Source organism: Sphingomonas panacis (assembly GCF_001717955.1).
GTDB classification, from domain to species: Bacteria; Pseudomonadota; Alphaproteobacteria; order Sphingomonadales; family Sphingomonadaceae; genus Sphingomonas; species Sphingomonas panacis.
Window position 1 is genome coordinate 4,035,713 of record NZ_CP014168.1, and the last position, 18,421, is coordinate 4,054,133.

Sequence of the window (18,421 nt, forward strand, 5' to 3'; positions counted from 1 at the left end):
ACCCGCCACCGCCTCCCCTCCGCGATGGCTGGAAGACGGCTCCAAGCGCGAACCATTCGATTGCCGGTGAATCGAGAGGGCCGCTGGCCCGGATATCCCGGCGGCTCATCCTACCAGTCGAAATGATCCAGTTCGTCCAGTTCGTCGGCGTCGCGATCGAGGAGCAGATATCGGAAGCCGTGAGCGCGGGCGAAGGAAAGGGCCGCAACCAGATCCGACGGCACTTGCGCGGTTGGAACCTGGACGCCTGCGTCGGTACGAACGAACCAGCCATAGCCTGTATCGGCGATGCGCAGTGGTCGCTGGTCGGGCGGCAGCTGCGCCCAGGCGTCGAGAAGATCGCCAGTCGAAGGCAGGACATGATGGGTGCTGATGCTCAGGTAGCGGCCGCCTTGAACCGGCGCCGCCACATTGCTTTCGGGCCCGGGTATGGAGATGATTTCCGTGGCAAGACATTCGCTCTGGTTCTGCGAGAAATAGATGCTTGCGACCATGTCATTATCAAGCGCGGCAGGGTCACGCTTGTCCTCGATCTCCGACCACCAGAGGCGGCGATAGGCGCCGACCTGTGCCATAAGGACGTCGCGATCAAGCGCAGCAAAGAGTTCGGCACCATGACGGTGGTCGATCTGACCGATATGAACAGCGATTTCCCAGGGAACGACATGCATGTCGAGAAGGCTTTCGGCACGCTCCAAATGGGAGATGAGCCGGAGGCGCGTCTCATGATCGGGACCATCGGGGCACTCGAGCGCGCTCCGAGCGCCTGCGAGCAGTTGCGCGAATTCGCGTCTTGCATTTGCCGACATGGAAATATCTCCCGTTTGTGTGGTGATGCGGGGCTCAGTTGCCCTCGTGCATCCGCCAGAAATCGGCCGCCTGCCCGACCGTCATGGTCTCAAAGCTGTCAGCGCAGAAACTCTGGAATTCGGATCGATGGATGAGCCCGGCGTGCTCGAGTTCTTCCGCCACGGCCCAGAGGAACCTGTCGGCCGGATCATGAATCAGGCTCGAGATGTCTGCGCATTGTTCCGCGAGGAAATCCTCGAAGGCGCCCGCCGAGTCCTGATTTTCAATGTAGCGGAGGAGCAGATCGACCTGGGCTTTTTCGGTCCAACGCTGTTCGCTTGCTGTCTTGGCGAATAGACTGCGTTCGCCCATGGTGTTTCTCCCGACTGACTTCGTTGACTGGTTCGCGCATCGTTTCCTTCCATCTCGAAAGGCTTCAGTCTTTCGAAGGGGCCATTATGGGAGCGTGCGACTGGGGTCCGTGAATCGATGAACAATCGCCGGGCGGGAACGCACGTCTAATTGCGTCGATGCACTCGAGGAATTTGGCGTAGCGCCTGTCGAGCGATGCGCAGGACCGTCCGGTCGGCGGGCGCTGCTTCGAGCATCCTGGCGATGTGGAAGGCGTCTCCGGGCCGGAGGTCACGCGACAACGGATGCATCAGGTAATGATCGAGCTCCGAGGCAACGCCAATATCGTTAAGCGCATAGTCCAGAAGCGCGCCGCAAATGAGGCAGTGCTTGCATGTATCTTCGTGATGAAGCTCGGTGGATGAAACACGATGCTCATCCCGTTTGTCTCCCGACAGGTGGACCAGCGCCGTTCGAAGCAGCCCCTCTGCGCATTGCAGACAATATTCATGGCCTTCATCGCTGTAGAGGGTCTCGCCATCTGCGACGATGTGAAACTCTCCCGATATGTAATAGGCGCGAACGGGCGCAATGCCGCCGGATCGCGCGAAGCTATCAAGCGTCATTTCCATGTCACGAGCGTGCATGATCTTCTCCGCGATATCGGCCATGCCGGCACGGTGTTATATCTGTTCAGGCCGACTCACCGTCCCTGCCAGGCAAGATAGACAAGGCATCGGCTGGGACGCCGCAGCTCAACAGGACTGGAACCGGGATGCGCGAACTGGACGCCGAGGAAACCGAACTGCTGCGCATCCTCGACGAGGGCGTGCCGACACCCGCGCTGATCGGCATGATGCGCGATCTGAGCGAAATTCTAGAAGGTAAGGGATATACGATTCAGGCGCGGGTCGCCGAAGTCGCGGCGGATCGGCTGCAATTGCTGGAGGCCGGCCTCAAAGCCTGACGACTGTCGTTCACTCGGCCTCAAGGGCTTTGGAAATGGCGATGAGTGCCTCGGCGATGCGGCACTGGACATCGTTGATGCTGATGTCGAGCCGTTCTGCGATCGCGTCATAGGCAAGGCCTTTGACGCGATGGGCGATGAAGACCTGGCGCGTCAGGGCGGGTAAAGCTACGACCGCCGCTTCATATCGGGCGCGCAGTTCGGGCGCGGATTGTTCAAGGCTGATGTGGCCAATGAGGATCCAGCCCCGAACCCACCAGCCTGCGGTTGCCGGCTCGACGACATGTTCGTCGGCGTCGATGCGAAGGAATGGCGTCGATGCCCAGCGATCCCTCGCTTCGGCGATTGCCGGGTGTGCTGGCGCGGTCCTGAGCGCAAGATGGCGGTCGATGCGTGCCGCCAGATCATATGTCGTGCGGCGGCGGTCGCGGCGCAGGCCGAAGTTGGGATGGTCATTCAGGAATTCGAGCGCTTCAAGCAGAAGCGCCATGGTATCGTGGTCCGACATGGGGGCCTCCATGGGCAGGGAAAACAGGCTCCAGCCCGCTCATCCACCCCTGCCCCCTTCCCTTCCGAACAGTGCGCGATCTACCAGTCGTGGACGGGAAGATCCGGGACGGTGGCCGCATCGCAATCGAACAGAATATGATCATATCCCTGTCGTCGTCCGAACGACATGGCTGCAAGCAGATCGTCGGGGATTTGATCGTTGGTTTCCGAACTGACCTCCCTGGTGGGGACGAACCATCCGTAGATACTGCGGGCGATGAGGATAGGACCGCCGTCCGACCGTTCGCTGCACCATCGGTCGAGGAGATTGGCGGTCCCGGCGGAAACATGGGCAGTGCCGAGCACGCAATAGGTTCCCGCCTCCAGGCTCTCATGGTGCTGCGCGCTGGGGTCGCCGGCGCTGCTCGTCCAGATGCCGACACTGAGGCCGGAGACCCTTTCCTGATATTCTCGCAGGCGCCGGTCGATGCCTTGCAGCTGGTGCGGCGCAGGTTCGTCGGGGCATGGCCAGCGTTCACAGCAATAGGTGAGGAGTTGCTGCAGCAGCGCTTCGCGCGAATGGGCGGCAAAGACGCTGACGCATCCCTCATGGGCGACGCGCCCGAGGTGAATGTCGTCCTTGCAGCATGCGGAAAGGGTCGCGAGCTGGTGTTCGGCTCTGGCGATGTCGTCGAGCAGAACTGCCCGCAGTGCGTCATCAATGTCCGCGGGCGCAGCGATCGCGGCGCGGGCCCTGGCAAGCAGCCGAGCGGTGGAACGTCCGGATAGAAATTTCGGTTGGCCGCCGGCTTCGGTCGAGTTCGTCATGACAGTGCCCTCCTCATGTCGAATTGTTCATCGGTTGCTCTTTCAGGGCGGCGCGGATCAGGGGAAGATAAACCCAGTGGTGGCGGGCGGCCGCAAAGCTATCGACCATCGGGTCCGACGTTCCGCGCGCCCGGTCGCCCCACTTGTGACGGTATGCCCGGCTTTCGCGAGCATAGCGGGACAGCGCGGCATCCTTCATCCTGGACCATGTGGGCCAGCGGGCCGCTATGTCCTCGCTGGTCATGGACATGCCGGATGCAATGAAGGCCAGGACCTCCAACGGGTCGGCTTTCGGGCTCATGGCAGGTCGTCGGGCGTGTAGCCGTTGTGCTCGATCAGCGAGTGAAGCATCGCGTCGAACGCCAGCTCCTTGATTGCGGCCTGATTCTCCAGGTCGGCTTGCGTGTAGGCGTCCGCCAACAGCTTCCCGGCTTCACCGAGAAGCCGCCAGAAGGTGCTGCGCATCGTGTAGGTTTCGGCAAAGCTTTTCGCTTGTCCGGTCATGATTGCCTCCATCTGCAATTTTACTGATGATCTGCTCGGCTGACCCGATGGTTCGGGCTGTGGCTAGGCCGCCCGAGCCAGCAGCGGCAGAGCGGTCACGTCGCCTTCGACCGCGCGACGATCGAGCACTGGATAGGGTAGATTTGGCACCTTGCGCGCTGCGAGGCGGGCAGCTTTTGTCAGGGCATAGAGATAGCCATGACAGCCGGGATGGCGGCGCCGTTTCAGGAAGCCGACCCGCTCGAGCTCCGCGAGCCAATCGGCCCTGTCCTCGCCGAAGCGAGGATCGCGCGCGCCAGCGCGGATCAGACCGTCCATCGCATAGCGTTGCCCGCATTCGGCATTGCGGATCTTCGAGATCGCGCGGGAGGATATGGGACGCCCATCAGGCATGATGAGTTCGGTGCGCGGGCTGGAACGGCCGGTATATTGGCTTCCCATCACGGCATAGACGCCGCCGATATGGCCCGGCATGAAAACGCGGCCCTGGGCATCGACGCGCCGCACCGGGTCCGCATAGGATATGACCGAGAGAATTTCCGGCTTTTCCCGGCGAAGGAGGCGAAAGGCCCGGGCCAGCAGGAAGGTTTCTGCATTGCCTCCAGTGCCTTCAAGCAGAACGAGGCGCCCGAGGTCGCAGGCCGATCGGGGATCGGAGAGCCCTGCATTCTTCGGGATACTCGCGTTGTTGACGGGGTGAGAGAAGACGCAGACGCCGACTAGTTCCGACCGGCCAGCGGGGCCGTTAGCGAACAGGCCGACCGACAGGCGCGCCACCGGCATGGAAGCGGCATAATGGTGCGCCTTTACGAAAGGTGCGGCCTGCTTCCGCGTATCGATGACGTCGACCGCAAGCTGTCGCGGATCGATTTCGGTAGCGTTGGGAATCCAGCGGCAGCGCCGTTCGCGCCACCGCTGGGTGCGCTCGGTGATCATCGGACAGGGGCTGGATCGCCGGTCGTGCGGTCGATCGCGCGGCGCGTGAGGTCCGGGATACGGTCATTGTCGTAGATGCTGTCGTCGGCCTGGCGGAATGCGGCACGCTTCGCCGCGGTCCAGTCGACGGCGTCGACAGCATGGGTTTCGGCAGCGAAGCGCACGCCGCCGCTCAGGAACTCCACTTCCACGACGAACCGCTGCGGCACGGTCGGCATCGTGGCAATTTGCTGGGTCTCGCCTTCGAGGAGATCGCCTACTTCTGTTCGAATTCGGTCGATGTCGGGGTCGAAGTCCTCCCAATTTTCGTCTTCGGGGCACTCATCGCCAAGATAGATCGACAGGAGATGGTACATGCTATCGAGAAGCTCACTACGGGCAGTTGTCGCGGTCATGGCTGAAATCCTCCATGCTAGGCGCCGCCGGGGTCTGGTGAGACCGCGGCGACGAACATTTCAGTTGGCGGTTGCGAGCAGCGTGCGCGCCTTGGTTTCGACTTCCAGGCGCGTGTCCTGATTGGTCTTGGTTCGGGCGTGCGCCGTGATCCCCTGAACGAAGTCGTACAGGGACGACGGGGGATGGCCCTCCTCGGCCAGGACCGTGGAGATGATCTTCGAGGTCTCGGCCTTCGAGAAGCCCCGCTTGCGCAGAAACGTCTCGCGATCCTCATCCTTGCGGGCGACGATGCGCTCACGCGCGGTCTTGATGCCCTGGATGAAGGTCAAGGGCGAGGAGTCCGCGAAGTGCTCGAGCGCAGGGGCCGCTTCGTGCGCGAAGCGATTGGCGGCGAATTTGGAATGGCGGATCGAGATTTCCTCGAAATTTTCCACGCCCCACAAGTTGCGATTCATGCACACTGCGCGGAGGTAAAAAGTAGCCATTCCCAATGTCTTGGAGCCGACTTCCGAGTTCCAACAATAAAATCCGCGGAAGTACAAATCAGGATCGCCATTGGCGAGTTTGCCAGCCTCGATCGGATGCGTATCGTCGACGAGGAAGAGGAAGACGTCGCGGTCCGAGGCGTAGAGCGTCGTCGTCTCCAGGCTGACGTCGACATAGGGGTTATAGCGCATGCTGCCCCAATCGAGCACGCCAGGCACCTTCCAGCGCGTCTCGTCGACGCCGTTGCCGGCGATCTTCATGACGGCGCCGACAAGCTCGTGATCCCAGATTCTGCCGTAATCCGGGCCGGTTACCGCACGAAGCTCGGAGTGGCCTTCATCGGTCTGGAGCAACTTCACCTGCTCGCCGCGATGGCTGAGCAGACCGTGCTGGAGATTGATACCGGCGAGAGCCCCTGGAAGGGCCCGCAAGTAGGAGGCGGGGGCGCTCACGAGGCTGCACAACTGGCCGAACGACCAGTTGGTCGGCGCGATCGGGCGATCGTCGCCGGGCACGATCAGCGAAAGTCGCTCCGGATCTTCGCTGCGTGCCTCGACGCGAACGGCATTGCTTTCGATGACACGGGTCGTCGCGCGATCCGCGCGGGAACGAACGCTCGCATAGAGATCCGTCAACGAGAGGAATTTTTCGTCGTCGGGTCGCGAGAACCATTCGGAGGATACGCGGCCGACATTACGACCCCGCGAGATGTCGACGCGGTAAGCGCCATCGACGGGACGATCGACGGTCTGGGCAAGACTGGCCATGGCGGCTCTCCTGATGATGGATGGGACGGACCGGAGCGACCTTCGCCAATCCGGCACTCATCCACTCCCCCCTTCCTTCTCCGGCCTGAAGGGCGTGGATCTGCCGCCATGGGGATCGGGATCCAGCGAGGTCCGCAGCGGCGCTTCATGCTGGTCGATCCGAACAACCGTCTGGTTGCCGACACTCTTGAACGGGAATGGAACGACAAGCTGCGCATGCTGGCCGACCTGCAGGAAGAAGGAGAGCGTGCTCTACGCGAAGACCGGCTAACACTGGACGATGCGATCCGCGATCGGTTGATCGCCATGACGACCGACTTCAAAACGGTCTGGTACGATCCAACCCTGCCGAACCGTGAACGCAAGCAGCTTCTGGCCTACCTTGTCGAGGACGTCACACTGCTCAAGTTCCCCGCCGAGGGAGAGACCAGGATCCACATCCGCTTCAGAGGCGGGAGGACCGAAACACTGACGACCCAGAATCCCAAATCCTCCGCACAGCAGGTAAAGACGCGGCCCGAGGTGATCGAACTGGTCGACAAGCTTCTCGACGACCATATCTGCGCCGAAATCGCGGATATCCTGAATGCAAAGGGAATCCGACCTGGCGGCTCAGCGCGGCGTGATCAGGCCGATGCCCAGTTTACCGACCTGCGCGTCATCTATATCGTCAAACAATATGGTCTGCGCTCTCGCTACGACCGGCTGCGCGAGCGGGGAATGCTGACAAAAGCGGAAGCCTGCGCAAAACTCGGCATCACCGAGTGTACCTTGGTCAGATGGGCGAAATACGGCATCGTAAAACGACACGCCTACAACGGCTATATCGGCCTCTATGAGCCGCCAGGACCGCACGTCCCGGCCAAGCAGTGCAGCCGATGGAACCAACTGGTCCACCGGGCTGAGACCGTCCGTCGGCTCAGCGGCTCAAAATGCACCGATCTCGACGATAGGGCTGTAGTATGAAACCGGTTAGTTGGCATAGAGCGACATGCCAATGCCGTCATGCCACAGGATCTTGCACAGGTCGCCGCGACGACCCCGGAAGACATACAGATCCCCGGCATGGGGATCGCGCTTGAAACTCTGCTGAATCTGCAAAGCCAGAGACCGCATGCCCTTCCTCATATCCGTATGCCCGGTCGCGATCCATATCCTGACACCCGAGGGGATCGGGATCACCGTCGCAGCGACCGCAGGACGGCAGCAGCCAGATCCGGTGGTGTATCCGCAGCCAGGCGGACCGTGATGCTGCCCAGTTCCACGACAACCGCTGGCCCCATCGGCGGTGCTGGATCAGGCTTCACCGCAACGGCAGCAAAACCTTGTCCATCACCGAACATCTGACGCCGCCAGCGATATATCTGGCCGGGCCGCAGATCCGCTTCCCTCGCGATCTCCGCCGCGTTCGCACCGGGCTGCGAAACCGCCATCACCAGCGCCCGCTTCTGTTCATCAGACCAAGAGCGCCGCCGCTCGACCCCCGAAATTATCGTCACCTGACCCATCGCACCGTCTCTAGTACCGGTGCAAGCACCAGTGCTTGCACCGGTGCCATCTCCAAATATCAGCCAATCACCGCAAGGCGGCCTTCACCGAAGGCGTACGATTGGCCAAGCGTCTCTCGGCAGCATCGAGCGTCGCCTTTTTGAGATCGAGGAGCCATGAGGGTCCGAAATGGTTGCGAACGTTGCGCAGCGAGGCGCTATTGGTTTCAAGTAACCGTGGCGCCGAGCTTTCAATCACCCACATCTTTGAGAGCAAGGTTGTATCCTGTCGAGATGTCCATGAGCCGTCGCCACTTTTTCGACATCACGGTGCGCGTGATTGAATCATAACTGTTTCATTCGCTTCAACAATTATTGCCCGAAGACCCGTAATTAATTAAAATACTTAGGGTACTCGCAAGCCTCACCGGACGGGTACATTGAACGAGCAACATCAAAATGACTTAATTAATGACGTGCAAAACAACGGTATCTAGCTGATGGTATAAATCCGAGATAGCATGTTCATGGCGGGTACTCCTTTCCGATCGGTACGGTCAGGGATATCAGGATTGAACGGCCCTCAGGCGCAAGCAACCACGGATTAAGGCGCGATGCGCCAGCTCGGCTGAAGACGGTGATGTTCGGACGTGCATCAAGAATGTTGCGTATCCTGCCCGTAACGCGGAAGGTAGGCGTCGACTGTGTATTCCCAGCATTTCCGAAGTCCCGGGATGCGGTGAAGTCAAGCATACCGAGCGGTTCGCTGTGTATGGCATCATGACCGTTTTGCGCTTGTGCATGTACTCCGCTGCGCCACGAATAGTCGACCACCAGACTTGTACGCGCCCCTGTCACCCCCCCTTGCAGGGTGAGATTCCATGCCGATGGGGCCCCCCCCACAATACTGAGCGGGTGCGCCAGAAGGTCGATCGGCGCGAACCTGGGCATAAGTTGCAGCGATTGCTCCATAAGATGTTCGGCACGCACGCCCAACCGCCATTGCAAGGGGCGTACAACGGTCGCCTTCGGCCCTGCTGTCGATGACGCGTCAGAGGTTCCGGCGAGATTAAGGGTTAGGGTCAGCGATTTGCGTAGAAGGCGCCTGGCGTTGAATGGACGCGCATCGATGAGCGTCAACCTTCCGCCCGCGTCGCGGATAAAATGATCTGGAAAATACGCTTCCAGAAGCGGCGACGGTTCCGGCAAGCTGACAATTGGCTCGTTCGTCCGTATCGTTAAGTAGGTCGTTCCGAAGGCGGCGCTCATGCCTCCAAATGTTCGCGTGTAGTTGGCAGACAGCGTGATTGTATCGCTGCTCTCGCGTGCCAGCGCAGTGCCGCCGGTGAGATAGTTGGTTGCCACGATTCCGGCGACACGATAATCATATACGTTGACGTCAGGCACGACCAGTCGAGGGGCGCCGAGTTGTGCGATCGACGGAAAGCTGCCACGGCTTTCCATCACGGCATTCACTGACAGTTCCGGAAATATCAACCAACTCGCCGACAAAGCCCTGCCGAACATACGGCCGGTCCCGGCGAGGCTTTCGATCGTAAGCGTGGGACTGAAATCGATCGTACCCAGCACCCCCAACAACGGTGTCTTCGGGCCGACAAGCGGTAGCGTCAGGGTCACTTGTGCGCGAGTGGAGCGGTATCGGTAAGTGGGGCGCGTTGCATAGAGCCGATCAAAGTTCACCACCGAGGATCGATCGTGTCCAGCATGAATGTCGAGCCGCACCTGCCCGGGCGTAAGATCCAGTAGCGGTCCGCCGAGTTGTGCGTCCACGGATCCGGTCGTGGTGCTCAAGGCGACGCTCTGGGAGCGGCAGACGGGCCCAACATCGGTGCAAAGTGCCGTCGAGGCATCCTGTTGCAGCCGCGTAATGCTATGCGAGACAGAATGGCTTAATCCGATCATTATGCTGGTGAACCATGCGCCGCGATTAACGCTGTAAGTCGCGGAGATGTCCTGCGCATCGACACTTGTAAGCTGTCGGCGCCGCTGCGCGGGGAGGAGGACGCCAGAGACATCGCTCAGAGCAAGCAAGCTGAAGGTACGGTCGTGGTTCGTTTTGACGCCCATATCGAGCATTCCGTTTCCAAGCGGCAGTGAGAAACCAAGCCTCGCGTCCAACTCCTTCCGTCCAGGGACCAGGCTGCGGTCCCGATTTCCCTGGACGCCGGTTTCGCTGTTGCCACCGACTGCGGGCCGCCGACTGGCGCGCACCTCTCCGTCCCTGACCGCAGACACGGTAGCGTTCAATCGACGATCTCCCCGCAACCGTGCGCCGCGTCCCACCATACTGACGAGCCCACGGTCGCGACGGGTCGTGCCGCCGGCTTTGGCTTCAACCGTCAGGCTCTGAAAATTGCGTTTCAGCACGATATTGAGGGTGCGGCCCCCGCGTGGAGCAAAGCCGAAGCGCTGCCCAACGGGCGCATCGTATATCTCCACCCGCTCGACCGCTTCGGGCGGCAGTGCTTCGATATCCGCGAGGGAGCCGAGCCGCCGGCCATTAACGACGACGTCTGGCGCAACGCCTTCGTGCTGCGCGATGGCCTCCAGCAATTCGCCGAGCGTCGTTGTACGATAGGCAGACAGAGTATCGTCTGACAGGATCCGACGCGGCTTGATATCATCGATGGGCGTCAAACGCCTGCCTGTAACCACGATGGCCGTGTCGCTTAATTCATCTAAGGCAACCTTCGCCTCCGTCACCGCTGCCGACGGAAACTCCTGTGCATGAACCTGCGAAGCCGAAACAAGCACAATAGCCAACGAAGAAAGTGGCGCTAAGCGGAGAATGGCTAAAGGCAGCATATACTCCCGTGAACCTACACAGCGACTTTTTTTCTAGGCCTGACCCGAACGCGTCATAAGGACGTTTTTGTCCAAACTTCTGACCTGTGACAGGCTGTCCATAAACCGTTCACCCATCGCAATGATAACGGCCTATGGCGACATCGGCAAAATGGGCCGTCCGACAGTGCATCATCGCATCAACATTCTGTTTGAAGTCTTTACTGGCGAAGGGTTGTGTCACGACAAACGTGCTATCATCGGGCTGTCCGTCTTTTTGGATCGTCCTCAGCATCCCCCCGAAAAACGGTACGTCGGAAATATGTACCTCGCCTAGGAAGCGGCGGATGGCTTCATGCTCCTCGTTGACAACATCGCTTCCAGCGTCCGCTTGCAGCTTCCTCCAATCTAGCCCGGCCTGCGCAGCGGCGGCGTCGGGATGCCCGGTGGAAGTCGGGTCGTTCGTGACCGCATCGAGGAACTCTGACAGCTTTGCCTCACGAGCCGCAGCAAGAACGAGCTTGGCCATATCAACGCCTCCAGGCTGGGCGCTCGGCATTTCCAGATAGATGATACGTAAACCCTGAAGAGCGTTCGCTGATTGTCGCGCCTGTCGATACGTCTTGGCGCAACTTGGCGACTGGATACTGCAAACAAGGATTGTCAGACCACGCACTACCCCGGCTGGATTGTCCCTTCCAAAAAAGGGAAATCTTCTTCCCTCACGAAGATTTATCACGGCCTGCGGCAAGGCCTTGAATTGGCTTTGTGTCTTTGCCTTGTGGCTTTCAAATCTCTTGAGATCGGCATCTGCTCCAGCCCAGGTGGCAGGTAGAAGAATGAGAGACAACACCATCATAGAAGCGATCAGCCATGACTTGATTGCGCGCATCTCCACCCCGATTTCACTAGAAAGCTGGATGGCACCCCGTCAGCATAAGACGGGGTGCCAAAAGCGGTAAGAAGTGAAGCTAGTTTCCAAATGACCAGATTGAACCGGAAGCAAACTGACACCCGGCACTTTGGATGTTGGCGCTGTTGAACGCCCCTGGCGCACTGAAGAACGTCTGGTATTGCGCACTACAGTTTCCTGACGTGGAAATAGTCAGAGTCTCATCAATCTCCGCCGCATAGCTCGCGTAAGCACTATCCGTGCTAGTAAAGATGACCTTACCGAAATATGTTCCAGCAGACGAAGGTTTCGGGGCCCACAGGATCGTACCGGTGCCACCATTCGCAGACAATGTGGGAGCGGAACTGACGCGCGACGTGCTGGTCGGCCGATAGGTTCCCCTTGTATCGTTAGACACATCGAGACGCCGCCCTCCACTCGTCGCCTGCGCTGGCCCGGCAACGGAAGAGATTAGTAAAGCTGCACCTAAAATATTCAACGTAATGGCGAATATATTTTTCATAAATTCCTCCAAATAATCGCAATATTTCCGACACATTATATAATATTCAAACAAATTAACACACGATCTCATATCTCTAGTAAGAGATAGTGTGTGAATCGCTATATACAAACATATATTATTTTGATCAATATTATATGATCCAATAATTCATACTAATTATGTAATTAAATAAAATAGTTACATGTTATTATAGCGAAATTACTTATTGTTGTAAATTTAAGTACAATCATTTCTATATTACGCAAGGTTATTGCGTCCATTAAAGTCGGCTTATTATCTGAAAATATCACGGGATATGCCGGACGCCTCGAACAGATAATCGCGGCTGGCTTCCAGTTCGCTCCTGAGTTTAGCAACATCGACGCCGACGACTTCCCCCCGCCATTTGCGGATCGCACCGGCGACCATCACGGTGTCGACGTTGGAGCGTTCCATCAACGTGACGACGGCGCCGGTCACATGGTTGAGCGGGGCGACGTTAATCGCCGATGCGTCGAGCAACAGGATGTCGGCGTCCTTGCCGGGTGTCAGGCTGCCGATCTTGCGATCAAGTTTCAGGCCTTTCGCGCCCTCGATCGTCGCGAAGCGTATCGCGTCGCGTGAGGTCACCATATCCGGCAGGTCGCTGTCGCCACTGAGTGCCCGTTCGTTGACGAAGGCACGCTGCAGCGTCATCGCGCTGCGCATCTGCGTGAAGGGGTCGGCCGTCATCGTGCATTCGACATCGCTCGAGAGCGACGGCTGCATGCCTAGATCGAGCGCCTTCTGGATCGGCGGCATGCCGTGCCGCATTGTCATCTCGATCGGCACCGACAGCGAGATATGGGCGCCTGCATCAGCCGCTGCCTTCCAGGCGAGATCGGACATGCCGGTCATATGGATGAAGATATTGTCCGCACCGAACTGGCCGGAACGGGCGAGCTCATCGAAGACGGCTTGCACGCCGAAGGTGCCAACCACATGCAGCGCGATCGGAATGGCCAGTTCCCGACCGATCTTCCAGGCTTCCGCATGGCCGGGCAAATAGATTTCGCCGCCCATGGCCATGGTCAGGAGCTGGTCGTCAGATGAGAAATGTTCCGATTTCAACCGCCGTGCATCGAGCGGGTATTGCGCGCGGTCGCCCCAACCCTCGAAATAGCCGAAAACCGCACGACGACCAGCGTCACGCAGCGCCTGTACGGCGGCGTCCGAATGTTCAGGAGAATGATGGATCTGTGAGACGTCCATGACCGTCGTCACCCCGGCGTCGATCTGCGAGAGCGAGCCGAAGAGCTCGCTAATGTAGACGTCCTGCGGACGGTAGACCATCGAGAACTTCTGGAGGATGTCCTCATGATAGTTGATCGCGCTATGCGGAAGCCCGTCGTTGATCAGGATGCCGTCCGCCAGGAAGCCGCGTAGCGCTGTCTCGAATTGGTGGTGATGGGTATCGACGAAACCCGGCATCACGATCATGCCATGCGCATCGAGAATCGCGGCGTCTCCGGCGTCGATATTCGGGCCAACGGCTTCGATGCGCCGGCCGGACACAAGGACGTCGGCGCAGGCGAAATCGCCGACGTGTGGATCCATCGACAAGACGCTGCCGCCCCGGATAAGAAGCCGCCGACCATCCTCGCCGGATGCGCTCGGCATCTCTGACGGTGTCGACCTCCGGGCATTGTCTAAAATAGGCGAGCCGCCGCCAGCCTTGCCCCCAGGATGATATTGGCCGGGCGTTGCGGCCGTCGGCAATGCGCCGGCATTATCCTGGCTATGGTGCTTGCACATACGGCTTCTCCCCAAGATTTCGATATTATCCTTGGTTTCCGCCGATGGATTGTCCGCGATCGACGCTGATCTCCTGTCCGGTGATTTCTGATGCGCCGTCAGAGGCCAGGAACATATAGGCGCCAGCCAGATGCTTGGGATCGATCAGGCCGGGGCGAATCACCATCTGCGCCATCAGCGCCGCCTGATCGTCGGCCGTCAGCCCGTTCATGTTCATTTCGGTCGCCATTGAACCAGGACATACCGCGTTGACCGTGATGCCCTTCTCCCCGAGATCGCAGGCCAGCGAGCGAACCATGCCCAGGACCGCGTGCTTGGACGAGATATAGGCCAGGAAATTGCCCTTCATCGCCAGGCGCGCCCAGATCGACGCCGTGAAGATGATCTTCCCGCCGGGCTTCATGCGGGCGATGGCTTCCTGCGCGCACCAATAGAGGCCGAACACGTTCACCTCGAAATGGCGAACGAAAGTCTCGGCATTCTTGTCGCTGCGATCGGCTGGGGGGGTTGGGATGCCGATGCCGGCGTTGTTCACCAGGACGTCGATATCGCCCATGTCGGCAAAGGCGGCGATCACCTCCTCCCGGCGAGAAATATCGAATTTCAGGGCGGTGACTTTCGCGCCGGTCTCCTTCTGGATAGCGTCCCGCGCCTCAAAGACGTCGTCGAGATGCGAGGTAATCGTCAGATCTACGCCTTGCCGCGCAAATTCTGTCGCGACGGCCAGTCCGATTCCGCTGCTTGCGCCCACGAAAACGATCTTCTTGCCCGACAATCCGTAATTAGCCTTGGTCATTGGTAAATCCTCTCATGATTCATTGTGCAGACATCGCGCCATCACCCGGCTCTCACCAGCGGTCGCGGCGGATCGCTGGCAATCGGGGTTTCTCGAAAGGCGGCGTCGAGTTCGGCCAGCTTGGTCCGATAGGCGGCAACCGCCTGGTCCTTTACAGGACCGTAGCCGCGTATCTCGTCCGCCGCGGCCAGCAGCGCTACGGCCCGGTCGTAATTGGCCGGCGTGAGGGCTGCGAGTGTCGCCGACAGCAGCTGCGTATAATCCGCGATCAACCCGCGCTCCATCCGGCGTTCGGCGGTATAACCGAAAGGATCGAAAGCGGAGCCGCGCAAACCACGCAGCCGGGCCAGCACGCTGAGCGGGCCAAGGATCCATGATCCGAACTCGCGCTTGCGCGGCCTGCCATTCACCAGCCCCCCGCCCAGGATCGGCGGCGCAAGGTTGAAGGCGATGCGGGCCTTGTCATCGAACGCCTTGGCGATGTCCGCGCGCAGGCGATTGTCGGTCAGCATCCGGGCGACCTCATATTCGTCCTTATAGGCCAGCAGCTTGGCATAGGTCCACGCGACGGTTCGGGACATTCTATCGTTGCCGGACGCGACGCCCGCGTCGACAGCCCGGACCTGCGCCATGACGTCGCGATAGCGCTGCGCCAGCGCCGCATTCTGATAGGCGGTCAGATGCGCGGCGCGATGCTCGACAATCTCATCGACGGTTTGCGCGCGCGGCGGCGGTTGCGGCGTGGCGCCCCGCGCCATGTCCAGCACGGCCCGCGGATCGGCAGCGTAGAGCCGCCCCAGCCGGAAAGCGCGGATATTGAACGGCACCGCCACGCCATTCAGCGCCACCGCCTGCTCGATCGCCTCGACCCCGACGGGCAGTTTGCCGCCCTGCGCCGCCACGCCGAGCAGGAACAGATTGGCCCCGATCGTGTCCCCCATGATGGCCAGCGCGATCGCGGAGGCGTTCGCCCCGGTGAAGCTGTCCGTGTCCACCGCGCGGCGCAATTGCGCGGTCAGCAACGTGGTATCGGGATCGAAGTCGCGATTGAACTGGAACGCCAGCGTCGGGGACACATCGCCATTGACGACGGCGCTGGTGCGCACGGGACTGAGCGTCATCGCCGCCTCCGCGCCGAGCGCGGCGACCAGATCGAAGGCTAGCAACAGGTCCGCCTCACCCCGGCCCAGCCGCTGGGCATGAACCGCGCCCTGATTGGCGGCGATCCGCACATGGCTGTAGACCGCGCCGTTCTTCTGGCTGAGGCCGGTCATGTCGAACAGCGACATCGACAGGCCCTCGATATGCGCCGCCATGCCCAGCAGCGCGCCGACGGTGACGACGCCGGTGCCGCCGATGCCCGTGATCATGACATTATAGCCCGCGTCCCCGATCATGGCGCGCGGCGCGTCCGCAAGGTCGGCGAACAGCGCCTCATCGATCGTCAGCGCTTGGGGCTTGCGCGGTTCGGCGTCGTACACCGTCACGAAGGAGGGGCAGAATCCATTGAGGCAGCTATAATCCTTGTTGCAGCTCGACTGGTCGATCGCGCGTTTGCGGCCGAACTCGGTGTCTATCGGGACCAGGCTGACGCAGGTGGATTGCACCGAACAATCCCCGCAGCCCTCGCAGACCGATGGCGCAATGAACAGCCGCTTGGGCGGATTGGGAAAGGCGCCGGTCTTGCGGCGGCGACGCTTCTCCGCCGCGCAGGTCTGTTCGTAGATCAGGACCGTACAGCCGCTGACCTCCCGCAGCCGCTTCTGCACATCGTCCAGCGTATCGCGATGCCCGATCTCGACGCCTGCAGGCAGTTCGCGATTGCCCTCATGCCGCGATGGATCGTCGCTCAGCAGGATGATGGTCTTCACGCCCTCATCCTGCACCTGCCGTGCGATTTCGGCGACGGAGATGGGACCGTCAACCGGCTGCCCGCCGGTCATCGCCACCGCATCATTGTAGAGGATCTTGTAGGTGATGTTGACGCCGGACGCGACGGCCGCGCGGATCGCCAGCAGACCCGAATGATAATAGGTGCCATCACCCATATTCTGGAAAATATGCGGCGTGTCGGTGAACGGCGCCAGACCGATCCAGTTGCCGCCTTCCCCGCCCATTTGCGTGGGCAGCAACGCCACGTCGGGGCGGACGAAATTGACCATGGTATGACAGCCGATGCCGGTCATGCTGACGCTGCCATCCGGCACGCGGGTCGACCGGTTATGCGGGCAGCCGGAGCAGAAATAGGGGCTGCGACGTAGCGGTGCCGCGACCGCCTGGCCGGCACCCGCCAGACGGGATCGCGTCGCCCGCACAGCATCATTCGACAGCCCGAGCCGGTCGAGTCGATCGGCGATGGCGATCGCCAGCCCGGACGGGTCAAGCTGCACGATCGACGACAACAAGGGGGCGCCGTCCTCATCGGCCTTGCCGATGATCCGCGGATGACCGGGGATATTGACCAGCGTGGCCGCGATCTGCTGTTCTAGGAAGCTGCGCTTCTCCTCGATCACGAACAGCGTTTCCTGCGCCCGCGCGAAATCGATCAGGCCGACCGGTTCCAGCGGCCAGATGCACCCGACCTTGTAGAGCGACAGGCCCAGGGCAGCGGCGGCACCCTCGTCCAGACCCAGCAACGCGAGCGCGGCGCGAACATCGCCATAGGATTTGCCCGCCGCAACGATGCCCAGCGTCCGTTTCGGTGCATCAACCACGACCCGGTCGATGCCGTTGGCCCGCACGAAGGCGTGGACCAAGGGAAGACGATGCTCGACGACGATCTGTTCCTCGCGCAGCGGATTATAGGCCGCCTGCTCGATATTGATCCCGGTCGGCAGGTCAGCAGGGCGTTCCGGCACCGCTATATCGAAACCATCAAGGTCGAGGTCGATGGTGGCAGTCTGCTCGGCAACCTCGTTCACGCATTTGATGCCGACCCACGATCCGCTGAAGCGTGACAGCGCGATGCCGAGCAGCCCGAAGCGCAATATCTCCTCTACATTGGCGGGATAGAGCGACGGAATGAGGCTTGCCGCCACTGCCTGTTCGCTCTGGTGCGCGACGGTGGAGGATTTGCCCGCATGATCGTCACCATAGAAGACGAGCACGCCACCGTTGCGATGCGCGCCGGCATAATTGCCGTGCTTGAACGCGTCACCGGACCGGTCGACCCCCGGACCCTTGCCGTACCAGGCTGCGAACACACCATCATAGCGTGGGTTTGGCACAGCATCGAGCTGCTGCGTGCCGCGGACGGCGGTGGCGGCGATGTCTTCGTTGACCCCAGGCTGGAACCGGATATTCGCAGCTGTCAATCGATCGCCGATTGACCATAAGGTGGTATCGACATTGCCGAGAGGCGATCCACGATATCCAGTGATGTAGCCTGCGGTATTGAGTCCGCGGCGTTGATCCATGTCCTTTTGCGCGAGCATCACGCGTGCAATCGCCTGCGTGCCGTTCATTACGACACGCCCCCGGCTCAAGGCCCATTTGTCGTCCAGAGACACCGTCCGTAACGCCACAATCGCTGATCCAGGCACACCATTCTCCCAATGGAATGGCACTTTAGCGGGGGATCGTCCCGTCCGCTGTCAATCTGGCGACACCCACCCACAAAAGATCTGCGG

At 60.5% G+C, this 18,421-nt stretch carries 20 protein-coding genes; 2 read left to right on the forward strand and 18 right to left on the reverse strand.

The window, feature by feature from the left end; genetic code table 11:
* Window positions 1-110: 110 nt before the first annotated feature.
* The 3 genes from J0A91_RS18430 to J0A91_RS18440 form a co-directional block, all read right to left on the reverse strand.
* Complete coding sequence (locus J0A91_RS18430) at window positions 111-809, reverse strand: DUF5983 family protein (RefSeq protein ID WP_069206118.1); 699 nt, start codon at window positions 807-809, stop codon at window positions 111-113.
* 34 nt (window positions 810-843) lie between these two features.
* A complete protein-coding gene (locus J0A91_RS18435) occupies window positions 844-1,161 on the reverse strand; it encodes a hypothetical protein (protein ID WP_069206119.1) in 318 nt (105 codons plus the stop codon).
* A gap of 146 nt (window positions 1,162-1,307) precedes the next feature.
* Window positions 1,308-1,811, reverse strand: coding sequence for a hypothetical protein (locus J0A91_RS18440; RefSeq protein WP_069206120.1), 504 nt, complete (start codon window positions 1,809-1,811; stop codon window positions 1,308-1,310).
* A 104-nt stretch (window positions 1,812-1,915) separates the two neighbouring features.
* On the opposite strand from J0A91_RS18440, the gene J0A91_RS18445 reads away from it, so the two are divergent.
* Window positions 1,916-2,107, forward strand: a complete 192-nt coding sequence (locus tag J0A91_RS18445; RefSeq protein ID WP_069206121.1) for a hypothetical protein — start codon at window positions 1,916-1,918, stop codon at window positions 2,105-2,107.
* Window positions 2,108-2,117: 10 nt separating this feature from the next.
* Here J0A91_RS18445 and J0A91_RS18450 read toward each other — a convergent pair whose 3' ends face one another.
* The 7 genes from J0A91_RS18450 to J0A91_RS18480 form a co-directional block, all read right to left on the reverse strand.
* Window positions 2,118-2,615: a sigma factor-like helix-turn-helix DNA-binding protein gene (locus J0A91_RS18450; RefSeq protein ID WP_069206122.1), complete on the reverse strand. Its 498-nt coding sequence runs from the start codon at window positions 2,613-2,615 to the stop codon at window positions 2,118-2,120.
* 80 nt (window positions 2,616-2,695) lie between these two features.
* Window positions 2,696-3,424 carry a DUF5983 family protein gene (locus J0A91_RS24915; protein ID WP_240502074.1) on the reverse strand — a complete coding sequence of 243 codons (729 nt, stop codon included), beginning with the start codon at window positions 3,422-3,424 and terminating at the stop codon, window positions 2,696-2,698.
* A 13-nt stretch (window positions 3,425-3,437) separates the two neighbouring features.
* Complete coding sequence (locus J0A91_RS18460; RefSeq protein WP_069206123.1) at window positions 3,438-3,725, reverse strand: hypothetical protein; 288 nt, start codon at window positions 3,723-3,725, stop codon at window positions 3,438-3,440.
* Window positions 3,722-3,928: a hypothetical protein gene (locus tag J0A91_RS18465; protein WP_240502075.1), complete on the reverse strand. Its 207-nt coding sequence runs from the start codon at window positions 3,926-3,928 to the stop codon at window positions 3,722-3,724. The genes J0A91_RS18460 and J0A91_RS18465 overlap by 4 nt, the downstream gene beginning before the upstream one ends.
* A 63-nt stretch (window positions 3,929-3,991) precedes the next feature.
* Window positions 3,992-4,864, reverse strand: a complete 873-nt coding sequence (locus J0A91_RS18470; protein WP_069206125.1) for a Mom family adenine methylcarbamoylation protein — start codon at window positions 4,862-4,864, stop codon at window positions 3,992-3,994.
* A complete protein-coding gene (locus J0A91_RS18475) occupies window positions 4,861-5,259 on the reverse strand; it encodes a hypothetical protein (RefSeq protein ID WP_206364926.1) in 399 nt (132 codons plus the stop codon). Before J0A91_RS18475 ends, J0A91_RS18470 begins: the two co-directional genes overlap by 4 nt.
* A gap of 60 nt (window positions 5,260-5,319) precedes the next feature.
* Entirely contained in the window at window positions 5,320-6,513 is a 1,194-nt protein-coding gene (locus tag J0A91_RS18480) for a DUF932 domain-containing protein (RefSeq protein WP_069206126.1), read from the reverse strand.
* Window positions 6,514-6,621: 108 nt separating this feature from the next.
* Between J0A91_RS18480 and J0A91_RS18485 the strand changes: the two genes are divergently transcribed.
* Entirely contained in the window at window positions 6,622-7,479 is an 858-nt protein-coding gene (locus tag J0A91_RS18485; protein WP_069206127.1) for a hypothetical protein, read from the forward strand.
* A gap of 6 nt (window positions 7,480-7,485) precedes the next feature.
* Here J0A91_RS18485 and tnpB read toward each other — a convergent pair whose 3' ends face one another.
* From tnpB to J0A91_RS18525, 8 genes are all read right to left on the reverse strand, one after another.
* Window positions 7,486-7,629 carry a transposase gene (tnpB, locus tag J0A91_RS18490; RefSeq protein WP_240502076.1) on the reverse strand — a complete coding sequence of 48 codons (144 nt, stop codon included), beginning with the start codon at window positions 7,627-7,629 and terminating at the stop codon, window positions 7,486-7,488.
* Between the two features lie 62 nt (window positions 7,630-7,691).
* Complete coding sequence (locus tag J0A91_RS18495) at window positions 7,692-8,021, reverse strand: transposase (protein ID WP_069206128.1); 330 nt, start codon at window positions 8,019-8,021, stop codon at window positions 7,692-7,694.
* Between the two features lie 67 nt (window positions 8,022-8,088).
* Window positions 8,089-8,277, reverse strand: coding sequence for a hypothetical protein (locus tag J0A91_RS18500; protein WP_169833163.1), 189 nt, complete (start codon window positions 8,275-8,277; stop codon window positions 8,089-8,091).
* Window positions 8,278-8,525: 248 nt separating this feature from the next.
* Window positions 8,526-10,826, reverse strand: a complete 2,301-nt coding sequence (locus J0A91_RS18505; protein WP_150126961.1) for a porin family protein — start codon at window positions 10,824-10,826, stop codon at window positions 8,526-8,528.
* A gap of 109 nt (window positions 10,827-10,935) precedes the next feature.
* Entirely contained in the window at window positions 10,936-11,697 is a 762-nt protein-coding gene (locus J0A91_RS18510) for a DsbA family protein (RefSeq protein WP_150126962.1), read from the reverse strand.
* A 799-nt stretch (window positions 11,698-12,496) separates the two neighbouring features.
* Window positions 12,497-13,996: an amidohydrolase family protein gene (locus tag J0A91_RS18515; protein ID WP_083224764.1), complete on the reverse strand. Its 1,500-nt coding sequence runs from the start codon at window positions 13,994-13,996 to the stop codon at window positions 12,497-12,499.
* 25 nt (window positions 13,997-14,021) lie between these two features.
* On the reverse strand, window positions 14,022-14,792 hold the full coding sequence (locus J0A91_RS18520; RefSeq protein WP_069206131.1) for an SDR family NAD(P)-dependent oxidoreductase: 771 nt from the start codon (window positions 14,790-14,792) through the stop codon (window positions 14,022-14,024).
* 41 nt (window positions 14,793-14,833) lie between these two features.
* The gene (locus tag J0A91_RS18525) at window positions 14,834-18,358 is read right to left on the reverse strand and encodes an indolepyruvate ferredoxin oxidoreductase family protein (RefSeq protein WP_338056896.1); all 3,525 of its coding nucleotides are present in this window, start codon (window positions 18,356-18,358) and stop codon (window positions 14,834-14,836) included.
* Window positions 18,359-18,421 lie beyond the last annotated feature (63 nt).